We start from the raw sequence: 23,780 nt of genomic DNA, 5'->3' as shown, positions 1-23,780 counted from the left end.
TCCGCGCCTCTTCGGCGCATGGGCGCCTGTTCGGCCGGGAGCGGATGCGCCAAACCGGCGCGGATACGACGTCAGTCGTCGTCGCGGTCTGTCTCGACGAGGCGCAGGGGGTTGGCGGGAGGCGGCACGATAAGCCCGCGCCTGGCCGGCCCCTTCTGCACGGGGAACGAGCCGGTAGAGGGATGTGCCGGGCTGACCCGCGAACCGGCCGCGGGCTGCTTGTCGAAGGCCACGCGGAACGCGCGGCGGATCTGCGTTTCGTCTGGGCCGAGGATGTCGGTGAAGCCGAGCCTGCGGGCCTCGGTGACGCGGATGCTCGAGGAGGCGACGGGCCGCACCTCGCCGGCGAGGCTGATCTCGCCGAAAGCCGCGAAGGTATGCGGCAGTGGGAGATCGCTGTTGGCACTGGCGATCGCCAGGGCGATGGCCAGGTCGGCCGAGGGATCGATGAGGCGCACGCCACCGACGGTCGAGACGTAGACGTCGCGGTCGCCCAGTGGAATGTTGAGCCGTCGTTCGAGCACGGCCAGCAGCATGGCGACCCTTGAGCCGTCGACCCCGTTCGTGACTCGTCGAGGGTTGGGTGCGGTGGTCTTGACCACGAGGGCCTGGATCTCGACGGGCATCGCGCGTCGGCCGTCGAGGGCGACGGTGACGCAGGTGCCGCTGACCGCCTCGCCACTGCGGCTGAGGAACAGACCGCTGGGGTCGGGCACCTCGGCGATGCCCTCGGAGGTCATCTCGAAGCAGCCGACCTCATCGGTGGGGCCGTAGCGGTTCTTGAGCGCGCGCACGAAGCGCAGGCTGGTGTGGCGGTCGCCCTCGAACTGGCAGACGACGTCGACCAGGTGCTCGAGAACGCGCGGGCCCGCGATGGAGCCGTCTTTCGTGACGTGGCCCACCAGGATGACCGGAAGCGACCGCTCTTTCGCGACGCGGATGAGCGCCGACGCCACCTCGCGCACCTGCGTGGGGCTGCCGGCTGCGCTGTCGATGGAGTTGCTGGCCACGGTCTGCACAGAGTCGACGATGACGAGGTGCGGCTGCACGGCGTCGATCTGGCCGAGCACGGTCGACAGGTCTGTCTCGGCGGCGAGCATAAGAGTGGGGGAGAGGGAATGGGTGCGCTCGGCGCGCAGCTTGACCTGGCTGACTGACTCTTCGGCGCTCACGTAGAGCACTCGCAGGTGGTCTTCGGCCGCCTTGGCAGCGACCTCGAGCAGGAGGGTCGACTTGCCGACGCCCGGCTCACCCGAGAGAAGGATCGTGGCGCCGGGAACCAGACCGCCGCCGAGCACCCGGTCGAACTCGTGGATGCCCGTGGCCCAGTGACTGGCGGCCTCGGTGGAGATCTCGGTGATGGGCTGGGCGATGCGGGTCTCGCTGAGCTTCGCAGCTTTGACCGTGCGGGCGATGCCCTCGTTCTCGGCGCTCGACACGACCGTGCCCCAGGCCTGGCACTCGCCGCAGCGACCGACCCACTTGACGCTCTGCCAGCCGCACTCGGTGCAGCGGTAAGCGTTCGGGGTCTTGGAAGCCATGCCTCCACGATAGACGCGACCGACGACATCCGGTCACCGCCTGTGGAGAGTGGTAGGAGCGGCGGCTCTAGGCCTCGGGGTCTTCGCCCCAGCCGTCATCGTTGCGGCCCTTCGCGGCGAGGGCGGCGGCGCGCTCCGCCAGGCGCTGGCGCACCTCGGCCTGGGCCTCTTCGACGAGCTTGGGGTCGAGGGGAGCGTTCACGTTGTGCGGGTTGCCGTGGTACTTCTCGATGTAGGTGTCGAGCTCGGGGCCGGAGGTCCACGAGGTGATGAGGCAGTAGCGCGGCTCGGGGCCCTTGTGCCAGACGGCGTGCCAGAAGCGCTGCGTGTCGACGATGAGCTGGGCGCCGGCGGGCAGCGCGATGCGCACCTCGGTGTCGGGGTCGAAGCGGTTCTCGCGCAGGATCATGAACGACTCGGCGTCGTCGGAGAGGTTGAAGAAACCGCGAACGATCCAGCCGGTGCCGTCGGGGTTGAGGCGGTTGTTGTCGTCTTGGTGCAGGTTGTAGAGCGCGTTCGCGTAGGTGTTGGGCTGCAGCTCGATCACGCGGCAGCGGCCGATGTTGGCTCCGGGCTCCTCGGCGCGGGCCTTCAGGATGGGCGCGTGCTCGACATTGGCCTGAACCCAGACGCCGTCTTTGTCGGTGCGCGGGGGCGTGTGGTTCCAGAATCCGTTGCACTCCATCTCGCCGAAGGCGGAGGCCAGAGGGGCGAAGCGGGTCACTCCGGAGGACTTCCAGTCGACGTATTCGAGGTCGAGCCACTCCTGCGGATCGGCGGCCTGGTCGTAGCGGTCGAGAACCACGTAGCCGGTCTCTTCGAATGCTGCGGAGCGGATGTAGCTCATAGAACCAGAACCCTTTCAGTGGGAGGGCGCGCGGGATTTGTCGCGCCCAACTAAGGCAAGGCTAACACCTCGGATGCGCCGGATTTCGGCCCAGAACGGCTCGATCGGGCGGCATCCGCGAGATTCCGGGCTTCGATTTCTACACGCTGTAGATTCGCGCGAACCTCTGGTCTGCATTACACTCGTCCCCGGTACCGTGTCCGAGCGGCCGAAGGTGCAACTCTCGAAAAGTTGTGTGCTTGAAAGAGCACCGTGGGTTCAAATCCCACCGGTACCGCCAGGAAAAAGCCCCCGCATTCCCCGTATTTACAGGGAAGTGGGGGCTTTGTCTTTGTCTATAAAGGGGCTGTACCCCGCAATTTCCCCACATTTGCTTTTTCCCATGCAGAGTTGAGCGATTCGGCAACGCCGTCCAGGTCGTCAGGGAAGAGATCCGCGTACGTGTCCAGCGTCATGGCTGCGGACGCATGCCCGAGCATTCTCTGAACTGCCTTGACGTTCGCGCCGGCACTGATTGCTAACGACGCGGCTGTATGTCGTAAATCATGGATGGTGACCCTCGGCAAGTCCGGATCCAGGTGTTGTGCTTTTTTGACTGCGGAGATGAACCATCCGCGAACGCCGTGCGGTGAGCGAACGTGATCGATGCCGTCGCCAAAAACGAGCTCGTCGCGGCGCTTGTTGGCCAAACAATGCCGCACGTGGCTGTCCAAGAAAGCCGGATACGGGACACTTCGGTTTGAGTGGCTTTTGGGAGTCCCCACGTGAATTGTGCCGCCGACGTCCACCGCGTTCTCTTCGACATTGAATCGTCGACGTCCAAGGTCGACATGTCCGACGCGGAGGCCTGTCAGTTCTCCCCAGCGAAGCCCGGTGTAGGCCAGAAACAGGACTAGGGGCGCTTTGTCTGAGGCAAAGCCTGCGACTGAATCAACCTGCTTGTGCGTGAGGTACACCCGCGGTTTTCCGACCTTCCGGGGCAAGTTGACGCCGCGCGCCGAGTTCGACGGAATCCGCCGATCCTTTACGGCCACATCCAGGATGGCCGCGAGAACGCCATATGCCCGCAGAACGGATGTTGCGCTGAGCCCTTTCTCCGTTGTCAGGGAGGAAACCCAGGCCTGGACCCGGCTGTGCTGAACCAGACCAACCGGTGTCCTGCCCCACGAGGGTGAGACGTGAAGGCGCCAAGCGATCTCAATGGGCTTCAAAGAAGAAGGTTTCAGGTGAGTCTGTCCCGCGAGCCAGCTTGTGCCCAGGTCCGAAATAAGTGCCTTAGACGCCTTGGCGTCTATGTACTCACCTTTCGCCACTGATATCTGCACGCTCGCCAAAAAGAGATCAGCCTCACGCTTGGTGTCGAAAACTTTTTCACGTGACCGTCGCTCAGGGTCTCTCCATCTGACCTCGTACCGTTTCTTGCCCGATGAAGCGTCGATCGGCCTAACACTTCCAGCCATACGGCTCCTCTTTCGCTTGGTTGGTTCCGATTTAACATACGTCTTGCCGCCGACGCTCCTTGAGTTTTCGGACTGGAGTGCGTTTTCAGCGAGATCCCCCGTGTATGTCGGTGCGCAAGGAGATACCGCGCTCACGTTGACTCACACCGAGTGGGTTCGTGGACATCGGGAAGAAGTAGGAAATGTCCGAGATGACAAAAGAAGGCCTCAAATTAGAGGCGCGTGAATTTTTGACGATTGGCGACGCGGCAGAAGTCATGCACAAATCACGTGGAGCCTTAGCCGCGATGAGGACGAGGGGCACAGGGCCAAGATTTCTCAAGATAGGCCGCACGATTCTCTATCGGGTGACTGACGTCGCTGAATTTCTTGAGCAGTCCGTTTCCGATCAGGCAGATCCGAGGTGGTGACGGTCAGGGCCTTTTTCGGAGGGAACCAAGGTGATCTTCCGCCTACCGGGACTGGATATGGGTTATCACGCCACTAACCACGCCTTCAGGCTCGGAGCCGAGCTGAATCTGGGTGATCGCGCCAAAGTCGTGTTTCTTTGGATGGCTCACATATGCCTCGATTCTGACGACTCTGCCATTGAGCCCCGCAGGTATTTCGGAGGATTTATTTCACTTGCGACAGCGCTGGGTTTCAGTGCACCGGATAATGCCTCCGAGGGCGCTCGACGAGCGGTGAAACGCGCCATCAAGGAGTTGGTGGACAAGGGCGCAATCAAGCGGGTTAGCCACGGCAGAGCTGGACAGAATGCTGTGTATGAACTCCTCATCCCGAGCAAGCCTCGAGAACGTCAGACAACTGTCCGATCGATTCGTCCGCTGGCGCCAACCTTCGCCTCTTTGGAAGTCATAGAGGGCGACGCTGGAAGGGAATCATGGGAGACCATGAATGCCTTCTGAACCGCGTCCGCCCATCCTCGTGGACGAGACCGATAGAGGGGTGCAGTTCGACTAGAACGGGACGAGTCCGAGTCGTTTCGCCGCTCCGATATATTCATCGCCTTCTTCGAATGTAACCGTGACCGTCGGGTACAAAAATTTGGTCCCCTCAGGGTGCAAACTATTCGCCCCTGAGGGGACCAAATGATTGTCGCCGAGAGGGCAAAAGATTCGCCCCCTTAACAGAAGGAACCAGTAGAAATCATCTCTTCATCAAAACTGATCACATGGAACGAATGTCGACCGGCTGTTAAGACGGTACTGCGCGACAAAACTTGAAAGTCATCCTGGTATGTCTCCGCGATCGACGGCGGTGTAGCAGCCGCATAGATCGCAGACGATCATCCATGTATCGTCGTAGCCCGGCCAGAGTTCTAAGAGGCGAAATCGGTGGTCGCATTCGCTACGCTCCATCTGAAGAGTTTGTGCCCCCCAGGAAGCTGTTCGCCAGAGCATTTTTGCCCTAGTCGATTCACCCGTTTCGGCAAGCAGCGCGGTTCAGTTCAGCTTTTCAAGCCATTCGGTGGCCTCCTCTACCACTGGCGCGAGCATGGCTTTAATGCCGGAGTCCTTTTGCGTTCGGGGGTATCCGAAGTCGATCTGCCGGAGATGCGGGTGACTGAGCGCTACCGCGGGGAGCGGCTTCTCTCTGATTCGGACAACGGCGTAGCCGGCATCTAAGAGGGCCGCAGTTTTGGCCAAGTCGTGATCTGTCTTGCCGCGGTGGTAATACTCGCCGTCGTATTCAATGGCGAAGCGCTGGCCGTGGGAGGTTCCGAGGATGTCTAGCGACATAGAACGAAGTTGGCCGCGCTTCTTCACGAGCACTCTTGCGCCGTTTCGCAGATCCCCCAGCTGTTCTTGGAAGGCGGCGAAGAATGACATCTCGATGAGGGATGTTTGAGCGCCTATGCACCTGGTGCATCCCGTTCCGATAAATCGGTTGCTCGGTGTGGACTGCCACTGGTGGCCGGCCGCGCATTTCCACCAGATCCTCTTGTTGCTTCGCGCGGTGACTTGTGTGGGCTTCAAGTCGCCGTTGGCTGCCTGGTCCCATTCCTTCACTAGCGAGGGCCGGGCGGATGCGAAGTCGTTGAACCCGGCCAGGACGCGATGGCTCGAGCAGTATGGGCATCCGCTGCCTTCATTTCTCATGGCAACCGTCGTGATCCATCTGTGGTCGTGTTTGGCGCATTTCCAGTGTCTACGCGCGGAGCCGTTGACGAAAACACGGTCAGGTGTGTCTGCGCCATTTGCGTTGTAATCCCACTCCTCGAGGAGATCAGGGCGTTGAGACGCGAGGTCGTTTAGGCCTGCTATGACGTGCGTGCCAGAGCAGATCCCGCAGCTACCTGCGGTTCTTGTGTTGATCGGCCCGCACCAGGAATGTCCGCGGGCGGCACATAGCCACCACACCTTCATCCCAGAGCCGTTCGTGACCTGGGCGGGGGAGAGGGGTGCGTTTCGCGCGGCGTCCCATTCGGCGGCGAGCTCTGGGCGTCTCGTCGCGAGGTCGTTGCTGCCGGGCTGGAGGGCGCGTCCGCTGCAGGCGGGGCAGCCACTGCCTTTCTTCCGTTCCGAGATCGCGGCACGCCACCTGTGCCCGCATGTGCCACATAACCACTGCGCCCTGTAGCTGGAGCCCGGCATCATCGTTGTGGGACGACGCTTTCCGTTGCCCTCGGGATCCCATTCGGCGGCGAGGGCAGGATTCTGGGATGCGAGGTCATTGAAGCCGGCGAGCACGCGCCGTCCAGTGCAGGTCGGACAGCCTCGTGTTTGCCGGTTACCTGTCGACGCGCGCCATGTGTGCCCGAACTTCTGACAACGCCAATAGAAGTTCCGTGGGGAGGCAGCCGTCACTTCCTGTGCTGTGAGACCGCCGTTGGCTTCGACGTCCCATTCGGATGCAAGTTGCGGGTTCTTCGACGCGAGGTCATTGAAGCCAACCGCGATGATGTGGCCGCAGCAGACTGGGCACCCGACCCCGTTCGCGCGATGACCGATTCGAGAGTTCCACTCATGGCCGTGTGCGGTGCAGCGCCAGTGCGCTTTGGAATGGTTTCCCGTGCTGAACTTCTCGGGAGGCGGGCCCTCATTGGCGTACGTATCCCACTCGTTTCGCAGTCTGCTGTCTGTCTGGGCGGACGCGAGCATGACGGGCTACCTGCGACGCTTGGTGTACTGCGCGGCGCGATGCATTCGCATGTGGCGTTCATATTCGCTTTCCTCGGGATGGCCCCCGCCGATGGCTGCCAAGACCACGAATGTCACGATCACGATGACTGCGATGACGATCAGAATGCTTAGGCCCAGCTCGTTCATGGTGTTCCTCTCGATGCCCGACGCCCAGCTGGCGCTACCTAGTGAGCACATGCACAACTAGTTGGGCAGACTTTTGTGCATCCTACGGGCTGGATAGGACAGTGCCCGTTTCTCCTGCCAATGCCTCGCCAGAACAACTAGCCCGGCGCGAAGAAGGCCGGCGTCACGTGGGCGCTGCTATTCGCCTCGCTCGAGTTGAGGCGGGGCTGACTCAAGAAGCCCTTGCGATCGAGTCGGGCGTGACCCGCAACATGCTGATTTACGTCGAGCACGGCACGCGGCCTCTCGCGTACGACCGGCTCTTCGATATTGCAGCGGCGCTCGGAGTCGATCCGGCGTCCTTTTTCCCCGCGCCAAAGCGCTAGCGGAGCTCCCGCTGCCTCGAGCTCCGGGGGACAGGGGAATCACGCCGGAGAACAGATCGTCACTGTCGCGCGGTTGACTACTCGGTTAGCATCGAGCGTCTGCAGTTAGGCCTACAGTGATCCGATACAGCTCCAACGCGGATTCGGAAGAGGCCCCCGGTCAAGGAAGTGTGGATCATGTGGATCGTCTAAAAGCCGCTGCCGACCTTCGCCGAGAACGCGCGGAGCGTCGCTTCGAGCGCAATATTCGACAGTTCTGGCAACCCACTCTCGGCGACATTCAAGAATGGCTAGACGAGGACAAGGCGGAGCGCGAACGCGGCTATCGACGAGAGGGAGCTGTTCTACGCGCCCGGCGGCGAGAGCGCGAAGCGAGAGACATAGCCTCGGGTCGAATGGTTGTCATTGGCGGCAACGCTGACACCGGGGAGATGACACTCGCCAAGCTCTATGAGAGCGAGCCTCGGAGCGAATAGTCAACGAGCATCTCGGCATCATGGGATCCTGTGGTGTTGAGCCGAACCGCGGGCTGATAAGCATTCGAACGTCTTTCGTCGCTGTGCTCGCGGGTGTCTCATAACGAACGACGAATACCGCCATTTATGCAGGAGGTTATGCGACGTAGATATGGGACTTATCGCCTCGCGAGATTCTGCCAATCCCGAGAAGGGAAAATTTCGCGAAGTCAAACGTCTCGTATCCCTAGGGTTGCAAGACAGTCGGTTCACTTCGTAGTCGGAGGCTTCGTTCGTATGCGAACGACCTGTTCTAGCTAATCGTCAATCCGACGGGGCATTTCTGTAATGATCAGACATGGTCGAAGACGATGCTCTACGAATCAGGCTTCAATCCGAATTCAGTAGCCCCAATGTTGTAAACATCCAGAGCGTTCAGGTAAAACGGGGACCACGCGCCTGGAAAACGGCCTCACTATTGCGGCTAGGCAATAGAGCGACTGGCGAAATTACTGGCACGCGTTTAGTTGTACAGACATGGACGCGCGCAACGGATTACGGCAGTTACAGGTTCGAGGAAAAGGCTCAGTATCGCTGGTATTGCGAAGATGAAGAGGTCAACGCAATCCGCGACATGCTGACAGCGCAGCTGCCCCGCGACGGAGTTTTCACTGTGGTTGAGGACGATTCCCCAGCGGCGGTAGTCGCCCGATTGACCACGGGAGGAGCTGAAGATGCAGTGGAACTGGTTTCCGAACTATTAGCCATTCCGACAGTGAGAGACGCTCTCAGCGGAAGTGATGCTGTTACGGCGGGGACTGCGCTCGTCGACCGCATTCGGAAGATCCGTTCTCTCGATCGCCTTGAGAAGGTGGCTTTGGATCCGTCGAGCTCGGAAGGCGACCTGCAGCGGTCTCTGGACCGACAATGGTGGCTTTTCGGGGGGCGTTATATTGGGCAACACGAGCGTCGTTCCTTTAATGCTCTCGATCAATTGGACCTCCCTCTGATCCGGGCGGACGGGTCGCTTCATGTTGTCGAACTGAAGAAAGCCCATGTTCCTGCGCTCATCAAGTCGCACCGGAACCATCTGATAGTCGGTCCAGAAGTACACGAGGCGACTAGTCAAGCAATGAACTACTTGCGGGCTCTTGACGAGAGCTCGGCGCTAATTAGCCAGGACTTCGGGTTTGATGTGCGTCGAGCCGACGCGACAGTGGTGATCGGTCACTCAGCGCATCTAATGCATACAAGATCGGCGGGTGAAATCTCGCAAACCCTGCGGACATATAACAGCCACTTGTCTCGCGTTCAGGTAGTCACCTATGACGAGTTATTGACGGGCGCACGCTCCGCGCTCGAGCCCGATACGGGAGTGATTGGAGCTCAGCTTCCAAAGTCAGATGACGACGTTGACGCTTGGCCGGAAAACGACCTGTCCGCGGATGACCCTTTCTAAAGGTTCCTTTCCGTACAGCTCTTCCGCGACTCATGACATCGCCCTGGCTCTAGCTGTCCGTAAGCACAAAGATGCAGCCAAGGCCAACCACGATGACGGCGCGCTCTCTGAATCTCAAACCGACCTGTGCGCTCAGGGATTCGTACCGAGGTAGGTTGGGGCAACGATGTTCAAGCTTGACACCGGACAGCGCTTCACGGCGTCAACGACTGTTGATTGCGTTCCCACCCAGGCTGCGACGTCCGGGTCCACTTCCGAGAAAAATTGATCGAACTCCTGCAGGCGAAAAGCAAGTCCCGTTGTCGTACTAAACACCGGTTCCCAGTGTGCAAGCCTATTTCGAAAGTCGTTCAGCTTCTGCATTCGGTCATGCACGTAACCGCGAGACCGACCGGGAAAGATGCCGCTTAGCATGGGCGTCCAGATCGTGTCGACGCGGACCGAGGCGGTTAGCATCATCCAGAACCCAAAAGTGAGGTTGGCGATCGTATGACCAGCGGTTGGAGGTGTGGTCTTAGCCCTAGCTGCCCGCACCGAGCTGCTCGACCCGGCATTAAGCTTGCGCTGCTTTTCCCGCGTCAAGGGGATGCCTGCTTGCCGCCCCCAGAGTGCGCTGCCGGGCGACGCCCAGTCTGGAAAGTGCGCGTTAAGCACGTCCGAGTAGCGGTTGCGAATCAAGACCTCAAAGTGGCCTAGATCGCGTAGGCAGGATGCGGCGACCTCGGCGTTCCAGTTGTACAGGTCTAGCGCGTCCGGAAGGCTTCCCGAAGTCGCGTTGAGATATACCATCAGCCGAGGGTGAGCGAGCCACCGGTCTGCTGCCGTCTGCGAAAGTTGCACCGTTGCATTCTCCCAGACTGGTGCCGAATTCATAAAGGTGAGATACTAATGTCTCCGATGGTCTCAGACCTCTGGCTTAGCTAGGCACCACTCGGATTCAGATTCAGGCCTCCTGCGATTCGTGTACACGAATCGCAGGCCTCTTTGTGTTTTGGATGGTGCTGTAACGCGCACTGCCTCTTCAGGCTAATGGAACAGATTTATCGTTTCCGAGCCGCCACATCCCGCCCTCTTTTCGTGAGCCCGCGTAGCCAGTCTTGGAACGCATGCGATACACGACGCCCCAGCTTCTAATCGCGTGATCGAGCGATCACGGACGCCCCCATTATGTTGACTCGGTCACGATGGCCCATTCTGTGATCGCTTTGTGAAGATTCATTCACCGTGGATAGACGCGGGTCAGGCTCTGACCGAGATCACCTTGTTCTCGGGCGGCCTGGATGCAGTACCACCCTTCGTATACTGCGCAATCCAAATAGGCCTAGTAAGCACCCGGCCGTTCTCGTCGATGCCAAGAGAACGGTACGGCTGATGCCGCCAATGCCCACTCACACTCCACGCTGAAGCCGAATGAAGCTCCGGCGCCGGGTTGTCGGCGCCGTAGACACGTGCGTGATCGGTGCCGGCTTTGACGCGTACGACGATCAGACCTGTCGGCTGGTCCGCAGCGCGCGCTTCGCTTTGCACACGCGCGCTTCGGTCATGTTCCGACTCGGTCACTCCACCCTGCGACATCAATGCCCACACGGCCACGATCACTTGCTGCTCTGGATGGGTCTCATCCCATGCCGCCACGAACGGAACTCGGCTCGCGAGTTGGTCACCCAACTGCTCAGTAGTCTTACCCTTGGCGAGAGCGTATGTTCGTAAACGCCATACAGCCTGACCCTGACGAAACCAAAGGGCGCGGATGTGTCGATCTCTGCCATCCGGACGCTGCATAACAATAGGACGCTCGAATACCCAAAGCGCATTAATGTGCACCGGAAGTGGACTTAACTGCTCGGCTCCGTCAAGGCTGTCAACAGCAAGTCGCAGTAGGTCCTGGCTGAGCAAAAATACCTCCTCCGGTCGATCAGGCCCATCACCCAGTGATCGGCCAAGGCCGTTCGCTTGTTCCGGCGATATAAGTGGGGCAGTTGAGAGACGTGGAGGTAGGCCCGTACCTTGAGCGGGGATCGTCTCCAATGACAGTGCGTCTAAGTGGACGGCATTGAGGTTGCTCTCGAGAGCCTTCATCGAATGCGCGCTCCATGCGTGCCCCTTCCGGACGTCGATAGCGAAGTAGACGGTCGGCGGCGTCCGGTCATGCTTGTGATACCAACTGTCCAGCTCTCGCAACGGCGCTACTATTGAGCGCGTGTCGAGGCCGACTTTCGATCCCCAATTCGGATCCTCGATCGTGCGCACCCCATAGTGTGAACGAGGTTCGCTCTCGTGGAAAACGACAATTGGCGAATCGGTTTTCGCGACGCCAGCTGTCTGCAGGGACTGATAAAGCTGCGGAATCAGGCCCCGCATATCAGCTGCACGTTGTTCACGATTGAAGGGAACATGACCTCGGCCGTACTGCATTGTCGGGCTTTTTGCCGCCGGCCTTGGTCGGTCGCCGCTTCGAACGCTCACAAGCGCAGCTCGAATGCGACGATCCACGCTCGGCGTGAGCGAGCTGGTCGCGCTGAGGCCGTACTCGCCAAGGCTGTCTAGATAGGCCAGCACGGTGTTGACATCAACCTTGAGAACATTCGCTACATCAAAAACACGTGACCTGCTCAAGATTTCCCATCCCTGGTCAAACCATTAAGTTACCTTGGCGTCGCACAAGCCGGTGGCGATGGCGACCGTGGACACTCACCACTTGCCAATTTGACCACGCCGCTCAGAAACGACGCCACAAGATTGCCGACTCAGAATTGACGTAGTTGGCGCGGGGTCGTCTAACGGGCACCTGCTCGGGCGGTGGGGCAAGAATTGACTTGAGCCGCTACGGTGAGGTCGTAAGTGCACGGGCTGCGTATGTGATTGATGTCAATTCGAAAAGCCGTAAGGTCGCCAGGCGGCATGGGGGAAAAATGCTTGTCGTTGTTGATGCGAACATTATTATGAAGGATCCAATCCTCCGGGATCGCAAATGGCAGGTAGCGACGACTGCAATCGATGCAGGCCGACTACGGCTGGTCTTGCCCGAGGTTGCCCGTCTAGAGGTTATTGGCGGTTACCGTCGCGGCCACGAAGAAAAAATGCGTCAAATCAAGGGCGTGGTTCGCAAGTCGACGAACCGAGCAAAGGACGCAGCGAAAGCCTTGCTTCAGGTATACATAGACGAACTCACTTCGTACGAATCCATCCTGGACCGCCGTCTTCGGGAGATTGGATTCGAAATCCCCGGAGTACCTGTAGATGGACACCTCGAGGTGACCGAGCGGGCTGTGAACCGCCTTGCTCCATTTGATGAAAATGGTGGCGGGTATCGAGACACATTGCTGTGGCTCACTGCTATGGGACAGATAGCAGAGACGCCATTCGACAACCTTGTCCTGGTGTCTGACGACGGAGTGTTCTCCAGGCGGCGGCTTGCTCTCGCCGAAGAGCTGCGACGTGAAGCCGGCGCCGAGTTGACTGTATCGAGGTCGATCGCTGGCGTCGAGTTTCCAGACGAGTACGAGGACATCGAACTTGACCTATCAAGCCTGGACATAGACATTTCCCAGATCGTTGACGCGATTACCGTCGGCCTTGATGGGATGGACATAACGCAGTGGAGCCCTCCGGGCCCCGATCATGCCGAGGTCAAGATTGTGGGTCGGGTAGATCTTGATTTGGATTCTGCGGAAGTCAAGAAGCGGTACGGCTCGGACGTGTACGAGATGAGCGTGGCGGCGGTCACAGACGTTGACGTGGAAATCCTTATAATTGTCGACAGCTACGACGGAACGGACTTTTCGCAGATGGCCGGGCGATGGGATCTAGGCATTCAGTGGCGAGGTGAGACTGAAGGATCAGGCGGATACGCAGCTCGTCTCAGTGACAACTTCACCCTCGAGGTGTTGTGGTTGAACGATCGCAGCAAAAGACCACGTCGCGTTTAACCCGGCATCTCGTCTGGGCCTTGATCCTCATGTAGGTGGCGATGTCGAGATTCTGTCCAAGCCGCGCAGACAGGTGAGGTGTGTCGAGCCGCGGTTGCGACTGTCGGGTAGTACAACGAAAGCCATGAGATCTTCTCCTTCGAAAATTTCTCGTGTCACGCACGCCTAGGCTTCCTTCGCCGCGTAGGTATTCTTCCAGGGCTGGTGTGCTGGCTAGGCCTTGCCGATGGCCGGGTTGTTGTCTTTGGTCGGAATGAAGGCACGTTGCGGAGCGTGCGCCGGGCGCCTTTCGGCGCGTCTTTGAAGTCTGACCTCATCTCGTTGTGCAACCTCGGCTGATAGCTGGTCGACGGGCAGCTGCTCGCGCAGGGCCGCCTCGAGGCGAAGCTGGTCGAGTGTGGCCGTGCGCGCTTTCGCTGTGGCGACCGCCGCCTCGTTTGTGCGCTTGGTCTCGGGGTCGTCGGATCCGGCCGTGCGCTCCGCGACGCGATGACTCTTGGCCAGGCTCGTTTCTGCAACCGTGATCTTCGCCGCCAGGTCCCGCTCGTGGCCGAACGGTCGAGCGACACGATCCGTCCACTCGGCAACCGTGCGGTCAGCGGGCTTCGCGGCCACGGACACCTCGTGCTCAACTGCCACTTTCGACTCCTCAAGTGTGTTCTCAATGCGCCCACGGACGATCGCCTCAGCGAGCTCCACGCGAGCTTTGTCGTCGCTCGAGGCGGCGACGACGACCTCGTTGGCGCGCTTGCCTCGAGTCATACCGACGTAGAGGCCGGCACCTGATACGCCGGGGCCGGTGATTGCGACATCGACGGTGGTGCCTTGGATTCCGTGAGCGGTCGACGCGTATGCAAGGTGAGCGGAGTCCGCTAGGTACTCGGCGTCGAGCGTGACGACCTCGTTGCCCAGTTCGCCCTCTCGCATGGCCCGGACGGATCCGTCACGCTTGAGGGAGATGATCGTCCAGTCGTCGCGGTTGGCGACGCCGGCTTCGCGATCGTTCTTCCTGGTCTGGATCCGGTCACCGACCATGAGGCGCTGGTCGTGCTGGCCAAGCGCCGACCGACCTTGCTCGAGCTGGCCTCGCTCTATGCGGAGGCGCTGGATCTCGTCGTTGATGGCCTGGGCCTCTTCGTTGGTCGACGTCGTGATCGCGATCGATTGCCCGAGACCGTGAGCGGTGAACCACCGGTCGACCAGAGTGTCGCGGGCGGCCCGATCATCGTCCACTCGCACGATGAGGCTGCGCTCGGCGAGCTCGTCGACCACGGCGGTCGCGTCGACGAGATCCTTCGGGTCACGCAGACGCAGCGAGAGCGCCGCGTACTCCACATCCGAGTTACCGGCCGCCGTCCGGAACCGGTGAACGGCAGACAGTTCAGCGGTCGACGGTGCGAGGCGGTGAGCGAGAGCCATCGCGCCCGAGTGACCGACCGGGTTGAGCTGGAGATGGTCACCGACCATGGCGATACCGGCACCCGTGGACGCCGCAACCTGGGCGACGGCACGCGCCGTGTAGAGATCCATCATCCCGGCCTCGTCGACCACGATCCGGTCGCCCGGGCGCAGCACGAACTCCTCCGGGACACCGCGGTAGATCGACCCGGTGGTCGGCTCGGTGTCGCCCGGGTTCAGTTTCGTCCACTGCTCGCCCTCGGGCGTGGTCTCCCACCGCCACCCGTACGCACGGATTAGAGCGTGAACGCTCGAAGAGTCACCACCGATCGCCTCGCCGGCCACGTTGGCCGCCTTCTTCGACGGAGCGACGACCAGCAGTCGCCGGCCCTGCTCGTCGAGTGACCGCTTCACGACCTGGAGGATGGTGGTCTTGCCCGTACCTGCAGGACCGGTCACGGTCACCAGACCGGCCTGGCCAGCGATGAGCTGCGCGGCTTTGAGCTGACCGGCGTCCAGCGGGTTCTCGCTCACCTGGGCGGCGATCGCTCCCACCACGTCGACCGGAACCTCGGGGCCATCGACGGCCAACTCGGCAAGCTCGGCCTCGAGGTCGAGCTTGACCTGCACGGTCGCGGTTGAGCGGAGCGACTTCACATGAGCGGGCACATACTCGGCGTCCGACAAGCTGATCGTGTGAGCGCCCACCGCCCGCTCGGTCACATCCTCGAGCAGCTCGTCCAGGGTTGAGCGCTCAGCGACCACACCGGACGCGGCGACCATGTAGGCCGCTCCCGCTCGAAGGTCGAACAGGCTGAACCGGTCATTTGAGCGGGCCGACCGGGCGTCCGCCCAGGCGACCGCCTGAGCGGCAAGACGGTCACGGTCAAGATCGGCCACAGTCACCCGCTTACTCATCGTGGGCGTGAGCCGCCCATCCTTGAGCCGCTTCCCGAGGCGCGGATCTAAAGCGGCGATCTCATCTCTGACCTGCTGCGCCCACGTGAGCTCGTCCAGATCGCCCGGCTTGTTTGGGCGATCCTTCGCCCACGCCCACGCATCAAACGCCGCGACGTCCTGCGGGGACGGCTCACGGTCAGGATTCAGCGCCCGCCACTCGGCCTCGCGTGCTGAGCGGTTCGCCTCGATCTGGTTTGACCGGCGGCTCATGGGCCGGACCAGGTGAGCCAGCTCGGTGATCTCGCCCTGAGCGTTGAGCGTCAGACCGTTCTTGTTGAGCGCCGCGATCCACTCGGGATCCGTGCGAGCGGCCAGCTCACCCTCACCATTCACGATGGGCTGGAACTTCATCATCACGGCAGAGTCGACATTCGACCATTTGCCGTCCGCGCCCTGCACCTTGGCGTTGAGCCACAGGTGCCGATGAGAGTGCGGATCCAGAGAACGTGACCGCTCATGGTTCAGCTCGACGACCTCGACCCGCGCCAGCGACTCCATCACCTTGGACCCGGCACCGCGGCGAGCGTTGAGCTCCGTCTGCCACTTCACCACAACACGGTCACGCAGCCGGTCCTGCAGGCGACTGAACTCGAGCGCAAGCTCCGGGTTCAGCATCGCCGCGATCGAGAACGACTTCGGAGTGTTGATCGTGGAATCGAAGATCAGGTTCGCCTTCTCCGACATGTCAGCCCGGCCACGCGTCTCGTCCGTGAGCGGGTCGCGACCATCGATCCAGGCACGCAGTTTCGACGCGGTCAGAGTGTCCCCGCTGATCTGCCCATCCTCGACCGTCCACCTGGTCACCGTGTCGCCGGCATAGTGCGCAGCAGACTCCACAGCCTCATGCGCAGTGTGCGCATGGGCCTGTGACGCGTCACAGGTGCCCTCGAATGCATAGGCGACGGCGGACCCCACACCGCGGCTCCGAGAGCCTCTACGCCACACCCGCACCCCGCCTCGCATGGCAGTTAGCTTACCTCTATCGGAGATAGAGCATACGTGCATACACTCTTATTCTTTTGTTCCTTTCTCCTCCGCTAACCTCCACCCCCACCTCTCACCCACTTTCGTTTGCTCCTTCTGTCTGTCACTCGCGCCCGTCACCGCTCGAACATTCGCTGCTATGCCTTAAGTCGTTCGCGCAACCGGAGTTCCGACCTGGTAAGAAGGCCCGAGGCCTGAAGGGCGGCCACGACGAAAAGCTTGCGAGCGGTGCTGTCGCCTAGCCGGTCCGAGTAATCGATCGCCTCTTGAATTCAAATTCAAGCGGCGCTTGACCCGTTAGTAACGGATGCTTCGCGCGATCGCCAAGGAGACATGTAGTGTCCGGAGATCTGGGGGAGGCGGCCACGACAGTACACTGACGCGCATGAGCCAGATCAGCAAGCAGGCTCGGGACGCGATCCTTGCCGCTCGGGTTGGTCAGTACATCCAACGCCAGGCTGACGAGGACACGGAGGATGCGGCCCAAGGCAAGATCCTTGGGCTTCTGAACGGGTGGCGCAAGGCAATGGCGAACCGCGACGGGGTGATGGCAAGAAATGACGGCTCCGATCTCCGGGTCGACGAGTTGCGAGTGCCGAAGCTTGAGAAGGAACGACGCAGCTCTCAGACGCGTGATCATCCACCCGAGCATGTCACCGCTCCAGAGCAGGCAGACCACGCGATCGGGCTTTACCACAATCTAATGACGGGGCTTGATGCCATGATGGTCGACGACGATCGCACGGGCCTCCAGCTTCATCTGACCTCCGAATACGTCGTTATCCGAGCACTCATCGAAGCCGCAACCACAGCCCTTTGGATCCTTGGACCGGACAATAGCGACACCCGTGTCGAACGCGCCCTTCGGCTCCGCCACGACGAACTCATGTATTCGAAAAACCTTGCGAAGAACTATGCTCGCTACTCCCATGCTCTCGACGGGGACGAGTACCGTGAGCAGGAGAAGTACGTAACCGGTCAGGTGATCGATCTGAAGACCCTTACCGTGGACGCTGGCCTAGATTTTACGAAGGTGGCCGCCAAGCTCAGCCCGTCCACGATCGCCGCGGAGGGCGGCGTATACGTGCCCGAGCTCGGAGGGGCGATGACGTACTGGTATTGGTCAACTGCTAGCTCGCTGGCACACGGCGAACCTAGCAACATGCGCACTCTCTCCGACATGAAACTCATCGGCGTTGATCACCGAAACGCGCTTATAGCGCACGTCGAGCCGAGCGCCATGAGCATCCTCCAGCACCTCGAAGCCGCCCACGCCCTTATTACAAAAGCGCACCAACTTTGGAACGAGCGCGCCCGCGCAGATGAAAACTAGCCCGTGGACTATTGGGCATCTTTCGCCCTCACTTGACCCCGGCACTGATCCCCCATGACCTGCTCACATGTCGCAAGGCTCGCCGGTGCCGGTACGTAGTCAGAATGATCGTGAGGCCTGCGCTCCGTTTGGCCAAGCTATTTCGAGCTCGGCGTAGAACCGACTCAACTTGGTGCCACCGGCGGAGGGGCCAGATCGCCCGGAACCTACTGAGAGCGCGGGAGGTAGCCAAGGCCAAGCGCGACAAATATTGCTGCCAATAATCCGAAGTAGGCCGACAGGAATCTTAGGAGTATCCCTAGTCTTTCGAGCTCCACTTTTTGCAAGGTAGCGAAAGGAGTAAAGCGGGCCTTGGTGGGATCACTGAACAGGATATTTATGAGTCGGCTGGTAACCGGAGGCTTCGGATTAGTTGTCCACAAGCTATTAACGCCAGCAGCGTAGGGCGCGAGCCAACCGGCACCGTGACCGAGGAAGGCATAGACGGCTGCAAGTAGTCCAAGCGCTACGGGTAACGTGCTTAGAAAATGAAGCGAAAGGGCGAAGGCGACCTCCGGGTCCGATTCCTCCGAAATCTTGGACAATGCTAAGAGCGACATTGCAATGCCCCCCAGAAGTACGACAACCGTTGTGACTACGATTGTTCTCTTTGCTCTGAGGTATCTGAGCTTGAGCCTGTCGGCACGAGTTTGGGCCGACTTTTGCAGCGTTGTCATAACCAAATTTCCTGGATCGGGAATAGCGGTTTCCATCGAAAAACCTTCAGTTCATGGGCGGTTGCCTGATCGTCGCTTGCAAAATGCATCTGAGTGCTGCCAGGAGCAAGGAAGGTCGCAAGCATATTCGCAAGGCAGGGACAGCCTGGGTTCGCAACGACGGTGCTGCCATGAATTGGCGGAGCTGACGTATTGATCGGTCCTTTGCTCCGGTGACGTTTATCCGCAAATAACTTGGCCCCGTCTTTGCCCTTATTCAGCGCTTCGTGGACGACATAGAGTCAAATCGCTTCAAGCTGTCTAGACGCGCATATTGCAAACACGCTTCGGGTAGACGCGACGGAAAAACGTTCCGCCGCGAGCCCCTAGACGGCGTGCACAGAACCAAGGCGCTGGGCATGATGGTTGCATGGAGTTAGCCCAGGTCTCATCTACGCACGACGTTATGTGCCTCGCGCACATTAGCGATACGCACTTACTGAGACAGGTTATGGACTTCGCCGAGGAGGGCGACTGCACGATCTGTCGATCGGACGGTCTAGCCCCGGAAGGTCAAGTCATAAGCATCAACCGCGTGGCTCGTGTCGTGGAGAAGGTAGCCCAAGACTCTTATGACCACGAAGGCTGGATGTCGGACGGCATACAAATACTGGAGCCGCTCGATACGGAAGCGGTAGTGATGGCGCTCTTGGCAGATGCAATTGCACCTGAAGCGCTTGATTCCGCTGTGGGTCTTGTGGCGCCACTCATCCAAGAGGATCTTGACTGGTTTGTGCCGTTCAGCATGGACCGCGATGAGGGCATCGAGCACGAATGGGACAGGTTTGAAGAACGCGTGAAGCACGAGTCTCGGCTACTGCTGCGCCCACGCGGTCAAAGCCCCCAGTCCGCGCCCGAGAGAAACTACGAATTCATTGAGTCGCTGCTTTTCCTCGCTGAGGAGCGCGCAGGCCTCATTCGGACGCTGCGCAGAGATACAAAGTTGTATCGGGCGCGCGCTGAGCGGGACGCTCACGAGTTCGAGCGGAGCGCAAAAGAATCACCGGCTCGGCAGCTCGGTCCTGCACCCAGAGAACGTGCCAGTGCTGGACGGATGAACGCGCAAGGGGTGCCGATGTTCTATGTTGCGCTCGATCAGGAGACCGCATGCGCTGAGGTCGCCTCTCATAGCCCTTATGACGAGGCTGTCGTCGGCCAGTTCGTCTTACAGAAGCCGCTTCGTGTGCTCGATCTCACCACTGTTCCGGAGCCACGGAGCATGTTCGATCACACAGCTACGGACGAACGTCTTAACGCGCTCGGCGTGTACAGAGAGCGCATAACACGCCCGGTCATCTTGGACGGAAACCACCCCGTTGACTACGCCCCAACGCAGGTAATCACCGACGCGTTCCGGCATTGGCCTGAGCAATCGCTCGACGGCATCATGTACCCGTCGCGGGTGAGTGAAGGTGGCAAGAATATCGTCCTGTTCTACGGGGATCGCATGTGGTTCGAGTCGCCCTCGGAGAAGTCCTCACGTTTCGAAGCATTCATTCGAAAGACTGAGCACGGCCATGAGGCTTCACTTTTTCACATAGATCCGGCGACCGTCCGGCGGTTCCGCGTGAGGCGTGAAATTACTGTCACCAAAGCCGCGCCTTGGAATCTTGACGAAACGACCGGCTAGGGGCGGCTGCGCCTTCGTCTCGGGTCTGAGAAAGGGCCTGTCTTGCACCACTGGGCCGGAAGGATTGTCACGCTCGGCCCGGTTTGAGGTCGCAGTGAGGCCAAGCCCGCCAGAGAGACCTGAACTGGATGAGAGGAAGGGAGCGTCGTCGACCTCTGCTGCCTACATAGCCCGGCCACGGAATGTCATGGGGATTTCTCATGGGAGGTCTTATGCGCCTACGCGTAAATGCTTCACGTAGCAGCAATTCTCCTAGTAGCCTCAAAGAAATCTGTGTGCTTCGCAGTCGCAATGCGTCTGAACGTTTATAAGGAAATAGGCAATGATGCTTGATCGTCTGAAGTCCGCAATCTCGGACGGCAAAGCTGTGGTCGTGGCAGGAGCAGGCGTCGCCATATCCTCCACAGAAAATGCAGAGTCGGCCGGCTGGATTTCGTTGATCGAGAATGGTGTCGGCTACCTTCGTATCCACGATCCAAATTTTGTTGATGAGCGGGCAGCGGCCGTGGCTTCGGCAATCAAGTTGGGCACGGAGGGTGGAAGTGCTGATGATCTGATTAGCGCCGCTGGCCTCGTGGCGAACCGAATTAAGAAACTCGGAGATCAGGCTTACGCGTCCTGGCTACGACAGACGATCGGTGCCCTAGTGTGCGTGAACGACGATCTCATTTTGGCGATACTCAACCTCGGGGCGCCTGTGCTCACGACTAATTACGACACTCTGATCGAATCCGTGGGAGACAGAACTTCCGTTGATTGGACAGAGCAATTTGGACTTCAGTCCCTACTGAACCGGGATTCGAACTCGATCGGTCATCTCCACGGCGTCTGGTCGAAGCCCGAAAGCGTCGTACTTTCCGAAGCTGACTATCAGAGGGTCCTCGGCAGCCCCAGCCTTCAGGCAATGCAACATGCAGTCTCTGCGATCCAATCGCTCATATACGTGGGCTTCGGCGCGAGCATGGATGACCCAAACTTTTCTAGTCTTCTTGAGTGGCATCGCGCAACGTTTCCAAATTCGGCTGCTCAACACTTTCGGCTGTGCCGAAGTGAAGAGTATGAGGTGCTCTCCCGGCTGCACGCCAATGACAATATTGAGGTAGTCGAGTACGGCGACAAGCACGCGGACCTGCCAAGATTCCTGGAGTCCCTTCGTCCTGCAGACTCAGATTCTCCTACTTCTGACCACGGCCTCGTTCGCAACGTCGCACAAGAAGCCCGGACTTCTATTGAGGAAGAGATTCGACGTGTCACGATCATTGGGGAGAAATTCGACGATTTGTCGGCCCGTCCGTATTCGGACCTGGTCATAGAGCCAGCCCTTATACCCTTGCGGCACGATCAGTGGCGCGTGATGCATAGCAAGCCTGAAAGTGAACGGGTGGCGCCCGTTGACCTCGAGGTCGAACTCGATCGAGAGGGAATCACGATTATCGCAGGGGAGGAGAATTCAGGACTATCGACCACCCTCCAATGGTTCATCCTCAAACGGGGCGAAAGGCGTGGCACAATCCCGGTAACTGTGAGATTTCCTTTGCTTACAGCGGGCTCTCGGCCGGTTGAAAGAGCGTTAAGGAAAGAGGTTAGGTCTCAAGGATTTAACCTTAAACCCACCGATCCCATCCCCGCAGTCGAGCTAATGATTGACGATTTCGCTCCTTTTGCGGCCAGACTGGTAGACCGCGCGGTCGCTGATCTCACGAGTGGCCAGTACAGCAGAGTTGTCATTGGCTGCAAAGAAGGCGAGGAAGAGGAGCTTCGAGAGAGGTTCCAGAACGCCGGAGTGGAGACGCGACTACTCTATGTGGGCCGCTTCAACCGAGGCCGGGTAGTCAAACTGGCTAGCCTTATTTCCCCTATGCGATCGGAAGTTCTTGCGGCGAGCGTCATCACGATACTGAAAGCTGAGGGGCTCCCAAGGACGCCCTTCACAATTGCGCTCTTGATGCAAATCTTGTTCCAGGGTCAGTCGGTAGTGGCTAACGCTTCACCGACCACGATTTTGGACCAGTACGTGAGCCTGCTCCTTGGCCGCGGAAGCGAACACGAGGACTCACGATTCGCGATCGATTCTGTCCAATATGAGGCGATTCTGGCCCACGTGGCATCGCGTTTCGTTTCGATGAAAAGCGCTGCTCTTCCTGAACCTGAGGTCTTGACCACACTTCAGACCTTCTTGGGGCAAGTTGACTGGCCGGATACACCCAGATCGGTTCTTGACAGTTTGATGGCCCGGAAGGTTCTTAGCCTCCGAGAAGGGAACGTGCGTTTTACGCATGCCAGTTATCTCTATCTTTTCGCGGCGAAAAGTGGGCTGAAGGATTCTCAGTTGCTAACCACAATGGTGGAACGACCACTTTATTTTTCTCCCATTCTTAAGAACTACTCCGCTCTCGCGCGAAGTGATGCCCAACTTCTGGAGAGTTTGGTGCCTCTCCTCAGCGAGTGGGAAAACCGTAGTTACCGTGGACGCGCGTATCAAGACACTCTGGTCATTGATGCGCCAGAAGAGTTGGAGAAGAGCGTCCTCGAAACGGATGTCCCCGTCCTGGAGACGGCCCCGAAAGACACCAGTACGGACAGAGAGGCGCCTTCAACAGACGACGAACTAGACAGCTTTGACGCAGAGGTGAATGAGCCCTTTTCCCTTGTGTCAGAAAGAGAGCTACCGGATTTTGTGCGCTACACGCTGGTTCTTTCCTTGGTGTCCACGGTTCTGCGTGACAGCGACCAGATAACGGACCTTTCCCTAAAGAAGCAGACCCTTGCAAGCGTCCTCTCCGGCTGGGGAAATTTAGTCAATATGCTTGAAGAGTCAGACCTGTTTCAGGAAATGGCTGAAGCAATCAAGGAGCAGATCTCCAATGTCGCCGAGGTCGACCCCGAGATAATGAGCAGCCTCATATCCGATCTGATGAGAGAAATGCCTGCTGCTGTCACCTACGGAGGCGTTGCCGGAAATCTATCATCGCGAAAGCTTCTTCTTACTCTGGGACGCCTCGTGGATGACGACGAGTTCTCATCGGATCGACCGTCGATGGCCGCAACCGCGATGTTCTATCTGACCACGACTGATCCAGGTTGGCTCGCGTCGGTCAAGGCTATCTTTCTGGCTAACGTCGGCGTTCAGTTGTTCAGCGAGTTCCTGTGGATGATGCTCTTCATGCGCTATTTGGAGTCGAGTAACGCAATGGAATCCCAGGAGATTCTGGATGTTTTGGTCGAGGTTCGATTGCATCATTACAATTTTTCGAACCGCGCGGCACGAGGGAATGGCAAGAGTCAACTCACCCGATCAATTTCGCAAGCGAAGCTGCGATACCTATCGGGTGGCTTTGAAGATTCGGGCGAGTCCCAGGAGGAACTCGATGACTAGTAGCGCGCCTCGATGA

At 59.5% G+C, this 23,780-nt stretch carries 17 protein-coding genes, 1 tRNA gene and 1 pseudogene; 9 read left to right on the top strand and 10 right to left on the bottom strand.

Annotation, left to right across the window (positions count from 1 at the left end; genetic code table 11):
• Positions 1-71: 71 nt before the first annotated feature.
• Positions 72-1,541, bottom strand: a complete 1,470-nt coding sequence (gene radA / locus ASF06_RS06725) for a DNA repair protein RadA (protein WP_082479615.1) — start codon at positions 1,539-1,541, stop codon at positions 72-74.
• A gap of 67 nt (positions 1,542-1,608) precedes the next feature.
• Positions 1,609-2,388, bottom strand: a complete 780-nt coding sequence (locus ASF06_RS06720) for a hypothetical protein (RefSeq protein WP_055944878.1) — start codon at positions 2,386-2,388, stop codon at positions 1,609-1,611.
• Between the two features lie 190 nt (positions 2,389-2,578).
• On the opposite strand from ASF06_RS06720, the gene ASF06_RS06715 reads away from it, so the two are divergent.
• A tRNA-Ser gene (locus ASF06_RS06715) sits at positions 2,579-2,668 on the top strand.
• A gap of 55 nt (positions 2,669-2,723) precedes the next feature.
• On the opposite strand, the gene ASF06_RS19140 is transcribed toward ASF06_RS06715, so the two are convergent.
• A complete protein-coding gene (locus ASF06_RS19140) occupies positions 2,724-3,848 on the bottom strand; it encodes a tyrosine-type recombinase/integrase (protein ID WP_055778444.1) in 1,125 nt (374 codons plus the stop codon).
• 182 nt (positions 3,849-4,030) lie between these two features.
• On the opposite strand from ASF06_RS19140, the gene ASF06_RS19440 reads away from it, so the two are divergent.
• Both ASF06_RS19440 and ASF06_RS19435 read left to right on the top strand, forming a co-directional pair.
• Positions 4,031-4,258, top strand: coding sequence for a helix-turn-helix transcriptional regulator (locus tag ASF06_RS19440; protein WP_200920152.1), 228 nt, complete (start codon positions 4,031-4,033; stop codon positions 4,256-4,258).
• 30 nt (positions 4,259-4,288) lie between these two features.
• A complete protein-coding gene (locus ASF06_RS19435; protein WP_156351707.1) occupies positions 4,289-4,756 on the top strand; it encodes a hypothetical protein in 468 nt (155 codons plus the stop codon).
• A gap of 537 nt (positions 4,757-5,293) precedes the next feature.
• On the opposite strand, the gene ASF06_RS19135 is transcribed toward ASF06_RS19435, so the two are convergent.
• From ASF06_RS19135 to ASF06_RS19430, 3 genes and pseudogenes are all read right to left on the bottom strand, one after another.
• Positions 5,294-6,541 (bottom strand): zinc-ribbon domain-containing protein, encoded by a 1,248-nt coding sequence (locus tag ASF06_RS19135; RefSeq protein WP_235500927.1) that lies wholly within the window; start codon positions 6,539-6,541, stop codon positions 5,294-5,296.
• 15 nt (positions 6,542-6,556) lie between these two features.
• Positions 6,557-6,952 (bottom strand): annotated as a pseudogene (locus ASF06_RS20190) (zinc-ribbon domain-containing protein); the annotation flags it as partial.
• 6 nt (positions 6,953-6,958) lie between these two features.
• A complete protein-coding gene (locus ASF06_RS19430) occupies positions 6,959-7,120 on the bottom strand; it encodes a hypothetical protein (RefSeq protein ID WP_156351706.1) in 162 nt (53 codons plus the stop codon).
• A gap of 101 nt (positions 7,121-7,221) precedes the next feature.
• On the opposite strand from ASF06_RS19430, the gene ASF06_RS06700 reads away from it, so the two are divergent.
• Together ASF06_RS06700 and ASF06_RS19130 are read left to right on the top strand one after the other, a co-directional pair.
• A complete protein-coding gene (locus ASF06_RS06700) occupies positions 7,222-7,485 on the top strand; it encodes a helix-turn-helix domain-containing protein (RefSeq protein WP_055778437.1) in 264 nt (87 codons plus the stop codon).
• Positions 7,486-8,298: 813 nt separating this feature from the next.
• Complete coding sequence (locus ASF06_RS19130; protein ID WP_082465990.1) at positions 8,299-9,399, top strand: Shedu anti-phage system protein SduA domain-containing protein; 1,101 nt, start codon at positions 8,299-8,301, stop codon at positions 9,397-9,399.
• Between the two features lie 132 nt (positions 9,400-9,531).
• Here ASF06_RS19130 and ASF06_RS19425 read toward each other — a convergent pair whose 3' ends face one another.
• Together ASF06_RS19425 and ASF06_RS19420 are read right to left on the bottom strand one after the other, a co-directional pair.
• Complete coding sequence (locus tag ASF06_RS19425; RefSeq protein WP_055778429.1) at positions 9,532-10,188, bottom strand: hypothetical protein; 657 nt, start codon at positions 10,186-10,188, stop codon at positions 9,532-9,534.
• A 450-nt stretch (positions 10,189-10,638) separates the two neighbouring features.
• Positions 10,639-12,015: a hypothetical protein gene (locus tag ASF06_RS19420; RefSeq protein ID WP_156351705.1), complete on the bottom strand. Its 1,377-nt coding sequence runs from the start codon at positions 12,013-12,015 to the stop codon at positions 10,639-10,641.
• A gap of 296 nt (positions 12,016-12,311) precedes the next feature.
• On the opposite strand from ASF06_RS19420, the gene ASF06_RS06680 reads away from it, so the two are divergent.
• On the top strand, positions 12,312-13,328 hold the full coding sequence (locus ASF06_RS06680; RefSeq protein WP_055778424.1) for a PIN domain-containing protein: 1,017 nt from the start codon (positions 12,312-12,314) through the stop codon (positions 13,326-13,328).
• Positions 13,329-13,541: 213 nt separating this feature from the next.
• On the opposite strand, the gene ASF06_RS06675 is transcribed toward ASF06_RS06680, so the two are convergent.
• Positions 13,542-16,649, bottom strand: coding sequence for an AAA family ATPase (locus ASF06_RS06675; RefSeq protein ID WP_082500753.1), 3,108 nt, complete (start codon positions 16,647-16,649; stop codon positions 13,542-13,544).
• A 406-nt stretch (positions 16,650-17,055) separates the two neighbouring features.
• On the opposite strand from ASF06_RS06675, the gene ASF06_RS06670 reads away from it, so the two are divergent.
• The gene (locus tag ASF06_RS06670) at positions 17,056-18,003 is read left to right on the top strand and encodes a hypothetical protein (RefSeq protein ID WP_055778416.1); all 948 of its coding nucleotides are present in this window, start codon (positions 17,056-17,058) and stop codon (positions 18,001-18,003) included.
• Positions 18,004-18,209: 206 nt separating this feature from the next.
• Here ASF06_RS06670 and ASF06_RS19415 read toward each other — a convergent pair whose 3' ends face one another.
• A complete protein-coding gene (locus ASF06_RS19415; RefSeq protein WP_156351703.1) occupies positions 18,210-18,755 on the bottom strand; it encodes a hypothetical protein in 546 nt (181 codons plus the stop codon).
• Between the two features lie 538 nt (positions 18,756-19,293).
• Between ASF06_RS19415 and ASF06_RS06665 the strand changes: the two genes are divergently transcribed.
• Complete coding sequence (locus tag ASF06_RS06665) at positions 19,294-20,388, top strand: RES family NAD+ phosphorylase (protein WP_162234554.1); 1,095 nt, start codon at positions 19,294-19,296, stop codon at positions 20,386-20,388.
• Positions 20,389-20,710: 322 nt separating this feature from the next.
• Positions 20,711-23,764, top strand: a complete 3,054-nt coding sequence (locus ASF06_RS06660) for an SIR2 family NAD-dependent protein deacylase (protein WP_055778407.1) — start codon at positions 20,711-20,713, stop codon at positions 23,762-23,764.
• Positions 23,765-23,780 lie beyond the last annotated feature (16 nt).

Origin of the sequence: Agreia sp. Leaf244 (genome assembly GCF_001422695.1) — a bacterium.
Taxonomy (GTDB): Bacteria; Actinomycetota; Actinomycetes; order Actinomycetales; family Microbacteriaceae; genus Agreia.
The sequence above is the reverse complement of the archived record's forward strand: the minus strand, read 5'-3'. Positions and strand labels throughout refer to the sequence as shown.